Below are 11,946 nucleotides of genomic sequence, written 5' to 3' on the forward strand. Positions count from 1 at the left end.
GCCAGAAATCACTGGATGCCGGTTCCGATCCGCGAGGGATCGAAACTGCCGCTGCAGAACCACCCTTCGCAATTGAGCCAGACCAGGAACGCCTTGCCGCGCAGGTTCTCCTCGGGCAGGAAGTGGGTCTGGGTCCAGAACCGGCTGTCCTCGCTGTTGTCGCGATTGTCGCCCATCACGAAGTACTGGCCCGCCGGCACCTCCCAGTCGCCCTGGCCGGCCGGACTGTTGCGGCCCAGCCATTCCAGTTCGGTGTGGGTGCGGCCCGGCAGGTACTCGGTGAGCAGCGTGGCGCCGGTCATCTCCGCGCCCTTGCCCTTGCCGACGTACTCGCCGCGCACCTGGTACTTCATCGGCGTGCCGTTGATGTAGAGGGTGTCGCCATGGAAGCCGATGCGGTCGCCGGGCAGGCCGATGACGCGCTTGATCCAATTCTCGTCCGGCTTGTGCGGCGGCTTGAACACCACCACGTCGCCGCGCTTGGGCTCGCCGACCGGAATCACCTTTTGGTTGGTGATCGGCAGGCGGAAGCCGTAGGAGAACTTGTTGACCAGGATGAAATCGCCGACCAGCAGGTTCGGCATCATCGAGCTGGACGGGATCTTGTACGGCTCGGCGATGAAGCTGCGCAGGATCAGCACCACCGCCAGCACCGGGAAGAACGCCCGCGAATAATCCACCAGCACCGGCTCGGAATCGAGCAGGCCGGCGCGCGCGGCGCGGCGCTTGGCGAAGAACAGCTTGTCCAGCAACCAGATGATGCCGGTGGCGAAGGTCAGGACCACCAGCGCGATTTCAAACCATTTCATTCTTGTTCCTTCGGAATGGGAATCGGGAATCGAAAATGGGGAATCGGAAAGGCAAGAGCATGCGCTCTTCCATTCCCCATTCCCTATTCACCATTCCCAGCTACTTATCCATCTGCAGCACAGCCAGGAAGGCTTCCTGCGGGATTTCCACGCGGCCGACCTGCTTCATGCGCTTCTTGCCTTCCTTCTGCTTTTCCAGAAGTTTCTTCTTGCGCGAGACGTCGCCACCATAGCACTTGGCCAGCACGTTCTTGCGCATCGCCTTGACCGTGGTACGGGCGATGATCTGCGAGCCGATCGCGGCCTGGATCGCCACGTCGAACATCTGCCGCGGGATCAGGTCCTTCATCTTCTCGCACAGTTCGCGGCCGCGGCGGTCGGCGTGGCTGCGGTGCGCGATCAGCGACAGCGCATCGACCTTGTCGCCGTTGATCAGCACGTCCACGCGCACGAACGGGCCGGCGTCGAAACGCACGAAGTGGTAGTCCAGCGAGGCGTAGCCGCGGCTGACCGACTTGAGCTTGTCGAAGAAGTCCAGTACCACCTCGGCCATCGGCAGCTCGTAGCTGATCTGCACCTGGCTGCCCAGGTAGTTGATGCCGATCTGGCTGCCGCGCTTCTCCTCGCACAGCTTGATGATGTTGCCGATGTATTCCTCGGGGGTGAGGATGTTGGCGCGGATGATCGGCTCGCGGATCTCCTCGACCATGTTCAACTGCGGCAGCTTGGCCGGGTTGTCCATGCTGATGATCGAACCGTCGGTCTTGAGCACCTCGTAGACCACGGTCGGCGCGGTGCTGATCAGGTCCAGGTTGTACTCGCGCTCCAGCCGCTCCTGCACGATCTCCATGTGCAGCATGCCGAGAAAGCCGCAGCGGAAGCCGAAGCCCATCGCCTCGGAGCTTTCCGGCTCGAAACGCAGCGCCGCGTCGTTCAGGCGCAGCTTGTCCAGCGCCTCGCGCAGGTTGGTGTAGTCCTCGGCATCGACCGGGAACAGGCCGGCGAACACGCGCGGCTGCATTTCCTGGAAGCCCGGCAGCGGCTTGGCCGCCGGGTCGCTGGCCAGGGTCAGGGTGTCGCCGACCGGCGCGCCGTGCACGTCCTTGATGCTGGCGGTGACCCAACCCACCTCGCCCGCGCGCAGCGCCGGCAGGACCTTGCGCTTGGGCGTGAACACGCCGACGCTGTCGACCTGGTGGGTGCGGCCGGTGGACATCACCAGCAGCTTGTCGCCGGCCTTGATCTCGCCCTGCATCACCCGCACCAGCGAGACCACGCCCAGGTAGTTGTCGAACCAGGAGTCGATGATCAGCGCCTGCAGCTTGTCGGTGTCGCGCGGCACCGGCGGCGGGATGCGGTGCACGATGGCCTCCAGCACCTCCTGCACGTTGAGCCCGGTTTTGGCGCTGACCGCGACCGCGTCCTCGGCGTCGATGCCGATCACCGCCTCGATCTCGGCCTTGGCGCGCTCGATGTCGGCGGTGGGCAGGTCGATCTTGTTGAGCACCGGCACCACTTCCAGGCCCTGCTCCACCGCGGTGTAGCAGTTGGCCACCGACTGCGCTTCCACGCCCTGCGCCGCGTCCACCACCAGCAGCGCGCCCTCGCAGGCGGCCAGCGAGCGGCTGACCTCGTAGGAGAAGTCGACGTGGCCGGGGGTGTCGATGAAGTTCAGGTGGTAGACCTGCCCGTCCCTGGCCGTGTACGGCAGCGAAACGGACTGGGCCTTGATGGTGATGCCGCGCTCGCGCTCGATCGGGTTGGAGTCGAGCACCTGCGCTTCCATCTCGCGGGCCTGCAGGCCGCCGCAGAGCTGGATGATGCGATCGGCCAGGGTCGATTTGCCGTGGTCGACGTGGGCGATGATGGAGAAGTTGCGGATGTTCCGCATCGAATCAGAGGACATGAGGTGGGCGGCGGCCAGGACCGTCGTCAGGATAACGGGCCATTATCGCATGCCCGGAGCGCCGCGGGCCGCCGTGCGCGGCGCACCCGTGGCCGTGTCGGCGCGGCCCTGCCCACCTGGCGAAATTTCCAATGAAATCAAGGACGGCCAGCGCAGCTGCGTGCGCTGGCCGTCGGCGCGACCGAGCGGTCGCGGGGGATCACTCGACGCTGATGGCGACGAACTGGCTGGCCGGGCTGCCCGGCGCGCGCACCAGCAGCATCACCACGTCGCCCTTCTTGGCCCCGGCGGTCAGCTTGTGGAACTGCGCCGCGCTGGAGACCGGAGTGCGTCCGACCTGCAGCACGATCATGCCCGGACGCAGCTGCGACTTACTCGCCACCGCGCGGCTGACCTGCGCCACCTGCACGCCCTCGTCCGCGCGCAGGCCGAGCTTCTGCCGGACCGGGGCCGGGATCTCCTCCACGCTGATGCCCAGCGCGCTGCTCTCCGCGGCCTGCGGCGCCGGCGCGGCACCGCCGCGGCCCGGCTGCTGCGGCCCCATCGCCATGCCGTCGTCGCTGAGTTCGCTCAGGGTCACGCTGATGTCGCGCGGCTTGCCGTCGCGGATCACGGTGACGCGCGCCTTGCTGCCCGGCGGCAGCATGCCCACCAGCGGCGGCAGGTCCTCGCGGGTGTTGATCTTCTGCCCGTTGAAGGCAACGATGAAATCGCCCGGCTCGATCCCGGCCTTGGCCGCGCCGCTGCCCGGCTGCACGCCGTTGACCAGCGCGCCGCGGGTGTCGCTCAGGCCCAGGCCCTTGGCCTCCACGTCGCTGATGTTCGGCTGCATGGTCACCCCGAGCATGCCGCGGCTGACCTTGCCGGTCTTCTTGATCTGCTCGACCGCGCTCATCGCCAGGTCGATCGGGATCGCGAAGCTGATGCCCATGTAGCCGCCGGAGGCGGAGAAGATCTGCGAATTGATGCCGACCACCTCGCCGCGGGTATTGAGCAGCGGGCCGCCGGAGTTGCCCTGGTTGATCGCCACGTCGGTCTGGATGAAGGGCACGTAGCGCTGGTCGGCGTAGGGATTGCTGCGGCCGGTGGCGCTGACGATGCCGGCGGTGACCGAGTGATCCAGGCCGAACGGCGAACCGATCGCGACCACCCACTGGCCCGGCTTGAGCCCGTTGGAGTCGCCCACCCGCACCGTCGGCAGGTTCTTGCCGTCGATCTTCAGCAGCGCCACGTCGTACTGCTGGTCGCTGCCGACCACCTTGGCGGTGAACTCGCGGCGGTCGGTCAGCTTGACCTTGACCTCGCTGGCGCCATCGATCACATGGTGGTTGGTCAGCACGTAGCCGTCGGGCGAGATGATGAAGCCCGACCCCATCGAGCGGCCGGCGGGACCGTCGTCGTCGTCCGGTCCCTGCGGGCCGGGCATGCCGGGCCGCCCGGGCATGCCGTCCGGGCCGAAGAAGCGGCGGAAGAACTCGGGAATCTGGTCATCGTCGGGCATGCCGCCGCCGCCGCGCGTGGCCGCGGCCTTGCGGCTGATCGTGGTCTCGACGTTGACCACGCCCGGCCCGACCTGCTCGACCAGGTTGGTGAAATCGGGCAGCCCGGCGACCAGCTGCGGCGCCGGCGCCGCGCGCGCGACCGGCGCCGCGGCGGAAGTCGCGGACGGCTCCGGCTGCTGCGCGCAGGCGGCCAGCGGCAGGGTCAGGGCCAACACGCCCAGCAGATGGTGGCGGATACGGTGAGTCATCGGACGCGAGCCTCCGGTTCGGGAAAGGGAAGGAAAACGCTGGCGGTGCAGCGCGCACCGCGCGCCAGGACGAAGCGCGCGCTCCGGCCGGCGCCTCGGATCAAGGTTGCTGCGGCGCCGGCGCGGACGCGGTGTCGGCCGGCAGCCGCGGTTCGAACGGATAGAACGCCGCCGGCGCGCCCTGGCGCGGGAAACTGGCGGTGAACGCGCTGCCGGACGCGGCCGGCGCCAGCGCCGAACGCGGCCATGGCCGGGCCTGCAGCGGGGTGGCGGGCTGGTGCGCGAACGGATCGTCGGGGTGCTGCTGGGCCAGCACCGGCGCGGCCTGCGCCGGCGTCAGCACCGGCCGTGGCGGCGTGGCCGCGGCGACCGCGCGCACCGGCTCGGCGCCACGCGCCGCGCTGCCGCGCGCGGCCTGCTGGGTGCGGGTGGCGCCGCGGCGCGCGGCGGCCTCCTGGCGGCGGGTCGCGGCAATGGCGACCGCCGGCGCCGCGGCCACCGCCGCGCCGAGATCGCCCTGCGGATCGGCCGGCGCCGGCGTCGGGACCGGCGTCGGCGCATGCGCGGCGGCGGACGGCAGCGCCGGGGCCGAGGCGGCAGGCGCAGCGGAATCGGCGACCTGCACCGCCGGCGCGGCCGGCGCGGCGTCGGGCAGGCGTTCGCGGGTCATGAACAACGCGATCGCGGCGACCGACGCCGCCAGCGCGGCACTGCCGCCCCAGCGCCAGGAACGGCGGCCTCCGGCGGCGGCGCTGGCACGTGCGGCGTCGGCGTGCTGCGCCTCGGCCGCCACGGCCTGGCGCACGCGCTCGCTGAAATCGACCGGCGCCGGCGCGCAGACGCGGCCGCGCAGGATGTCGCCGCACAGCTGCCAGCGCTCGTGGCAACCGGACAGTTCGGTGTCGTGCTGCAGGCGGCGCAGCACGAAGCGCGCTTCGTCGGCCGGCAGCTCGCCGTCGATGAGGGCGGAGAGCTGCTGCCGGTAGTGCAGTTCGAACTTGTCCGGCGGCATGGCGCCGGGGGTCGGCTCGGAATGGGGCATGGGCGTGGTGTCGGTCATACGCGGTGTCGCTCACGGGTGGCGCTGTCGGTATCCAGCAGGGGACGCAATTCGGCGTCGATGGCCTCACGCGCGCGGAAGATCCGCGAGCGCACGGTGCCGATCGGGCACCCCATCTTCTGCGCGATGTCCTCGTAGCTCATTCCGTCCACCTCGCGCAGGGTGATGGCGGTACGCAATTCCTCCGGCAAGCCGTCGACCGCCTTCATCACCGTGCGCTCCAGCTCCTGGCGCATCAGTTCGCGCTCGGGCGTGTCGGTGTCGCGCAGCCGCGTGCCGCTGTCGAACTGCTCGGCGTCGAGCACGTCGACGTCGTCGGTGGGCGGCCTGCGGTTGTGCGCAACCAGGTGATTCTTGGCGGTGTTCACGGCAATCCGGTGCAACCAGGTGGAGAACTGGGCGTCGCCGCGGAAATTCCCTATCGCGCGGTAGGCGCGGATGAAGGTGTCCTGGGCCACGTCCTGACATTCGCTCCAGTCGGCGATGTAGCGCCCGATCAACCCGACGATCCGGTGCTGGTACTTGCGCACCAGCACATCGAACGCCGCGCTCTCGCCGCGCTGCACGCGCCGGACCAGTTCCAGGTCCAGCTCCTGAGGTGTTTCGACATCGGCCATAACGGGCCGCACTCCTGTCAGCCCAACCTACGTCGGACCATCTGACCGCCATTCCGGAAAAAAGTTCAGCGGCCCTGCGGACCGCCGCCCCACGACGTTAACCCGCGTTCCGTTAGGCTGGCGCCATGCCAGCGGTCGCGGGACCTGCGCGTCACTCCCCGTGGATTGGGATTTGACGCAAGGGAAACAACCTCTGGATGATAACGATCTTCTCCATACATAAGCGGATGGTCCTCCCATGCTCTCAGGCTTCGACGGGCTCCGATTCAGTCACTGGCAAGCGGACATCCGCGGCGATGGCGTCGTCGTGCTCAGCCTCGACCGCCAGGACGCCCCCGTCAACGCGCTGTCGCAGGACGTGCTGCTGGAGCTGGGCGACCTGCTCGAACGCATCGCCATCGACCCGCCCAAGGGCGTGGTGATCCGCTCGGCCAAGGCCAACGGCTTCATCGCCGGCGCGGATCTGAAGGAGTTCCAGGAGTTCGACCGGCGCGGCACCGTCAACGACGCGATCCGCCGCGGCCAGGCCACCTTCCAGAAACTGGCCGAACTGCCCTGCCCGACCGTGGCCGCGGTCCACGGCTTCTGCATGGGCGGCGGCACCGAGATCGCGCTGGCCTGCCGCTACCGCGTCGCTTCCAGCGATGCGTCCACCCGCATCGGCCTGCCCGAGACCAAGCTCGGCATCTTCCCCGGCTGGGGCGGCAGCGCGCGCCTGCCGCGGCTGGTCGGCGCGCCGGCGGCGATGGACCTGATGCTCACCGGCCGCACCGTGTCGGCCTCGGCGGCGCGGGCGATGGGCCTGGTCGACAAGGTCGCCGCGCCGGCGGTGCTGGTCGATACCGCGGTGGCGCTGGCGCTGTCCGGCAGCACCCGTCCCTTCAAGCAGCGCGCCACCGCCTGGGCCACCAACACCTGGCCGGCGCGCAAGCTGCTGGCGCCGCAGATGCGCAAGCAGGTGGCGCGCAAGGCGCGCAAGGAACACTACCCGGCGCCGTACGCGCTGATCGGCGTGTGGGAGCGCAGCGGCGGCAGCGGCATCCAGGCGCGCCTGGATGCCGAGCGCAAGGCGGTGGTCAAGCTGGCCAGCACCCCGACCGCGCGCAACCTGATCCGCATCTTCTTCCTCACCGAACGACTCAAGGCGCTGGGCGGCAAGGACCATGGCATCCGCCACGTGCACGTGGTCGGTGCCGGCGTGATGGGCGGCGACATCGCCGCCTGGTCGGCCTACAAGGGCTTCGAGGTGACCCTGCAGGATCGCGAGCAGCGCTTCATCGATGGTGCGCTGAGCCGCGCCGGCGAGTTGTTCGCCAAGCGGGTCAAGGACGACAGCAAACGCCCGGCGGTGGCGGCGCGCTTGAAGGGCGACCTGGCCGGCGACGGCGTGCCGACGGCGGATCTGGTGATCGAGGCGATCATCGAGAATCCGCAGGCCAAGCGCGAGCTGTACGCGTCGCTGGAGCCGCGCATGCAGCCCACGGCGTTGCTCAGCACCAACACCTCATCGATTCCGCTGACCGAGCTGCGCGAGCACATCCAACGCCCGGCGCAGTTCGGCGGCCTGCACTACTTCAACCCGGTGGCGCAGATGCCGCTGGTGGAGATCGTCTGCCACGACGGCCTGGCGCCGGAGAACCAGAAGCGGCTGGCCGCGTTCTGCAAGGCGATCGACAAGCTGCCCGTCCCGGTCGCGGGAACGCCGGGCTTCCTGGTCAACCGCGTGCTGTTCCCGTACCTGCTGGAAGCGGCCACCGCCTACGCCGAGGGCATCCCCGGCCCGGTGATCGACAAGGCCGCGGTGAAGTTCGGCATGCCGATGGGGCCGATCGAACTGATCGACACCGTGGGCCTGGACGTGGCCGCCGGCGTCGGCGCCGAACTGGCGCCGTTCCTGGGCCTGCCGATCCCGGCGGCGCTGCAGACGGTGGAACCGGGCAAGCGCGGCAAGAAGGACGGGCAAGGCCTGTACGCCTGGGAGAACGGGCGCGCGAAGAAGCCGGAAGTGGCCAAGGACTATCGCGCGCCCGACGACCTGGAGGACCGCCTGATCCTGCCGCTGCTTAACGAGGCGGTCGCCTGCCTGCACGAGGGCGTGGTCGCCGATGCCGACCTGCTCGATGCCGGCGTGATCTTCGGCACCGGCTTCGCCCCGTTCCGCGGCGGCCCGATCCAGTACATCCGCACCGCCGGCGCCGAGGCCTTGCTGGCGCGGCTGCGCGCGTTGCAGGCGCGCTACGGCGACCGCTTCGCGCCGCGCCCGGGCTGGGACGCGCCGGCGCTGCGCGAACCGGCGGCCTGACCCTCGCTTCGTGTAGGAGCGGCTTCAGCCGCGACAGGCCTTGCCGACGCGCATCCTGTCGCGGCTGAAGCCGCTCCTACAGGGAAGCGCAAGCGTCCTAGTGTCAGGGATGCGTATGCCCGTGCGCGTGGCCATGCCCATGATGCGCATGCCCATCATCATGGCCGTGGTCGTCCGCCGCGGCGCTTGCCGGCGTGCCGCACGGCGCGGCGCCGCAATGCCCGGCTTCCATCTGCAGGGTCACATGGTCGATCTCGAAACGCGCATGCAGGCCATCGCACAGCGTCGCGCGCAACGCGTCGGCGTCGGCATCGGCGGCGACCACCACGTGCGCGGTGAGCGCGGGCGTGCTGGAGGCCAGCGCCCAGACGTGCAGGTCGTGCACGTCCTCCACCCCCGGAACGCCGCGCAGATAGCCGCGCACGGCGGCCATGTCCATGCCCTTGGGTACGCCTTCCAGCAACACGTTGACCGCCTCGCGCAGCAGCACCCAGGTGCGAGGCAGCACCCACAGGCCGATCAGCACCGCCAGGATCGGGTCGATCATCCTCCAGCCGGTGAGACGGATCGCCAGCGCACCAACGATCACCGCGACCGAGCCGAGCATGTCGCTCCACACTTCCAGGTACGCGCCCTTCATGTTCAGGCTTTCGCCGCTGCCAGCCTTGAGCAGGCGCATCGAGATCAGGTTGACCAGCAGGCCGAACGCGGCGATGCCGAGCATGCCGATCGTGGCCACTTCCTGCGGCTGGCGGAAGCGCTGCACCGCCTCCCACAGGATGTAGGCGGCGACCACGAACAGCATGCCGCCGTTGAACAGGGCGCCCAGCGCCTCCAGCCGCGCGTAGCCGTAGGTGCGCTTGGCGTCGGGCGGACGCCGGCTCAGCCGCACCGCGATCAGCGCGATCATCAGCGCCAGGGTGTCGGTGGCCATGTGCGCGGCATCGGACAGCAACGCCAGGCTATTGGTCAGGAACGCGCCGACGACCTCCACCAGCAGGAACGCGGCGGTCAGTCCCAGTGCCCACCACAAGGGCTTCTCGTGGCGGATCTCGGTCGGTGCGTGGCTGTGGTCGTGTCCCATGCGAAGGCTCGTAGCGATACAGGCGAAGAATGCCGCCACCTTAGGGCGCCCGCCACGGCGGAGACTATTACACCGCTCCGCCCGCGCTGGTCATGCCGGGCGCGACCATCACGCGCACGCAGCCGTGCACTCGCGCTCGAACACTGCATGGCAGCGCACCGTCCTCACGTGGAGCGCGGCATGAGGAATGCCGCATCACCACGCAACGTCGTGCTGCCATCGAACCGCAGAGCATGGCCTTCGACGGCGCCGCAGCGGCGTGGGCCTTTACATCGCACCGATGGCCGCCGACCGTAGCGCTTCGCTGGTGTTGGTGGCGCGCAGCGCGATCCCGCTGGACGACACCGACGCCACGGATCGCGGCGCGTACAGCGGCCCCTACGGCAGATAGTGAACCAGCAACAGGCTGATGGCGGCCAGCGCCAGCAGCGACAGCGTGCCAGCGGCCAGCACCCGCCCGCCGGAGGCGAGCACGGACCGCAGGTTCACCGACAGCCCCAGCGCCGCCATCGCCACCAGGGTCAGATCGGTCGCGGCGCGCTGCGCGATCTCCGCCACCGCCGACGGCAGCAGGCCGGAACTGCGCACCAGCAGCATGCCGATGAAGCCCAGCACGAACCACGGCACCACATGATGCAACGGCAGCCGCGCGGCGCCCGGCCGGCCCGCGACGAGGCCGAGCAGCAGCATCACCGGCCCCAGCATCACCACCCGCATCAGCTTGACCATCGCGCCGACCTGCGCGCTGACCGCGCCCACCGGCAGGGTGGCAGCGAGCACCTGCGGCACCGCATACACGGTCATGCCGGCGAGGATGCCGTAGTGGCGATCGTCCAGGCCGAACAGCGGCGCCGCGAGCGGCAACACCAGCACGACCACGATGCCCAGCGCGGCGGTGAAGGCGATCGACGCGGCCACTTCGTCCGAGTCGGCCTCGATCACCGGCGCCGCCGCCACGATCGCCGAATTGCCGCAGATCGCATTGCCGCAGGCCACCAGCGTGGCCAGGCGCGCCGGCAGGCCGAGCAGGCGCCCGATGCCGTAGCCGATGCCGATCGCGAGCAACACGATCGCCGCGATCGCGCCCAGCAAGACGCCGCCCGCCGCCCCGATGGCGCTGACGCTCACCGACGCACCGAGCAGGACGATCGCCACTTCCAGCGGCAACTTGGCGGCGAATGCGATGCCATCGTGCATGCGCGCGGGCAACCGCACCGCGGTGCGCAGCAGCGTGCCGAACACGATCGCGAACACCAGCGCATCGACCCACGGGCGGCCCAGCCAGCGCAGTTGCACGCGCTCGGCCAGCATCGCCAGCGCCGCCACCGCCGCGGCGAGCAGCACACCTGGCCACAGCGTTTTGTCGCTCCCGTCCATCTTGCGCATTGCCCACGCCCGCCTTGTCGAAGTGGCGGCAGGATGCGCCCACGCATTCTGTCATTCCATCGCATAATGCTGGATAGTTCGTTCGATATCTCCGAATGATCCTGCCATGACCCTGGAACAACTCGCCCTGTTCGTCGCCGTCGCCGAGCGCCAGCACCTGACCCTGGGCGCGCAGGCCGCGCACCGCACGCCGTCGGCGGCCAGCGCCGCGATCAAGGCGCTGGAAACCCGCTACGGCGTGGCCCTGTTCCATCGCGTCGGCCGCGGCATCGAGCTGACCGCCGCCGGCGCCGCATTCGCCGACGAAGCGCGAGCGATCCTGGCGCGCGCCCATGCCGCCGAACTGGCCCTGAGCGAATGGAGCGGCGTGCTGCGCGGCACCCTGGAACTGCATGCCAGCCAGACCGTGGCCAGCTACTGGCTGCCGGCGCGATTGATGGCGTTCCATGCGCGCCATCCGCGGATCGAGATCCGCCTGCAGGTGGGCAACACCGAAAGCGTGGCGCGCGCGGTCGCCGAGGGCCGGGCGGAACTGGGCTTCGTCGAGGGCGGCGTGCACGACCCGGCGCTGCAGCTGACCGCGCTGGCCCAGGACCGGCTGCTGGTGGTCGCCGCGCCGGCGCACCCGCTGGCGGGGCGCCGCCGGATCGCGCTGCCGGCGCTTGCGGCGTCCACGTCATGGATCATGCGCGAGCCCGGTTCCGGCACCCGCTCGGAGTTCGAGGGCGCGCTGCGGGCGGCGCAGGTCGCCCCGGAGACCTTGCGCGTCGCGCTCACTCTGCCCTCGAACGAGGCGGTGCTGTCGGCGGTGCTGTCGGCCGGGCACAGCGTGGCCGCGGTCTCGCAACTGGCGGCCGCGCCCTGGCTGGAAAGCGGACGCCTGCAGCGCGTGGGCGGCGCCCTGGGCACGCGCACCTTCCATGCGGTGCGCCACCGCGAACGCGCGCTCGGCGCGGCCGCGGCGGCGTTGCTGGCCAGCGGCGGCGATGCGGTGACGGTGAGCGGCTGACGTAACCAAGGCGGACGCGCGCG

9 protein-coding genes are annotated in these 11,946 nt (G+C 70.0%); 2 read left to right on the forward strand and 7 right to left on the reverse strand.

The features are described from left to right. Positions 1-8 precede the first annotated feature (8 nt). The 5 genes from lepB to rpoE form a co-directional block, all read right to left on the reverse strand. Complete coding sequence (lepB, locus tag AB3X07_RS15875) at positions 9-809, reverse strand: signal peptidase I (protein WP_369939572.1); 801 nt, start codon at positions 807-809, stop codon at positions 9-11. A gap of 100 nt (positions 810-909) precedes the next feature. Next, positions 910-2,700: a translation elongation factor 4 gene (lepA, locus tag AB3X07_RS15880; RefSeq protein ID WP_369944786.1), complete on the reverse strand. Its 1,791-nt coding sequence runs from the start codon at positions 2,698-2,700 to the stop codon at positions 910-912. A 214-nt stretch (positions 2,701-2,914) separates the two neighbouring features. After that, positions 2,915-4,465 carry a DegQ family serine endoprotease gene (locus AB3X07_RS15885; protein WP_369939573.1) on the reverse strand — a complete coding sequence of 517 codons (1,551 nt, stop codon included), beginning with the start codon at positions 4,463-4,465 and terminating at the stop codon, positions 2,915-2,917. 100 nt (positions 4,466-4,565) lie between these two features. Then, entirely contained in the window at positions 4,566-5,507 is a 942-nt protein-coding gene (locus AB3X07_RS15890; RefSeq protein ID WP_369939575.1) for a sigma-E factor negative regulatory protein, read from the reverse strand. Positions 5,508-5,521: 14 nt separating this feature from the next. Next, complete coding sequence (rpoE, locus tag AB3X07_RS15895; protein ID WP_369939576.1) at positions 5,522-6,142, reverse strand: RNA polymerase sigma factor RpoE; 621 nt, start codon at positions 6,140-6,142, stop codon at positions 5,522-5,524. Positions 6,143-6,380: 238 nt separating this feature from the next. Between rpoE and AB3X07_RS15900 the strand changes: the two genes are divergently transcribed. After that, positions 6,381-8,444, forward strand: a complete 2,064-nt coding sequence (locus AB3X07_RS15900) for a 3-hydroxyacyl-CoA dehydrogenase NAD-binding domain-containing protein (RefSeq protein WP_369939577.1) — start codon at positions 6,381-6,383, stop codon at positions 8,442-8,444. 103 nt (positions 8,445-8,547) lie between these two features. Here AB3X07_RS15900 and AB3X07_RS15905 read toward each other — a convergent pair whose 3' ends face one another. Then, complete coding sequence (locus AB3X07_RS15905; RefSeq protein WP_369939578.1) at positions 8,548-9,528, reverse strand: cation diffusion facilitator family transporter; 981 nt, start codon at positions 9,526-9,528, stop codon at positions 8,548-8,550. 378 nt (positions 9,529-9,906) lie between these two features. After that, positions 9,907-10,914, reverse strand: coding sequence for a YeiH family protein (locus AB3X07_RS15910; RefSeq protein WP_369939579.1), 1,008 nt, complete (start codon positions 10,912-10,914; stop codon positions 9,907-9,909). A 106-nt stretch (positions 10,915-11,020) separates the two neighbouring features. On the opposite strand from AB3X07_RS15910, the gene AB3X07_RS15915 reads away from it, so the two are divergent. Continuing rightward, positions 11,021-11,923 (forward strand): LysR family transcriptional regulator, encoded by a 903-nt coding sequence (locus AB3X07_RS15915; RefSeq protein ID WP_369939580.1) that lies wholly within the window; start codon positions 11,021-11,023, stop codon positions 11,921-11,923. The last annotated feature ends 23 nt before the right edge of the window (positions 11,924-11,946 follow it).

Origin of the sequence: Xanthomonas sp. DAR 35659 (genome assembly GCF_041242975.1) — a bacterium.
In the GTDB taxonomy this organism is placed as follows: domain Bacteria; phylum Pseudomonadota; class Gammaproteobacteria; order Xanthomonadales; family Xanthomonadaceae; genus Xanthomonas_A; species Xanthomonas_A medicagonis.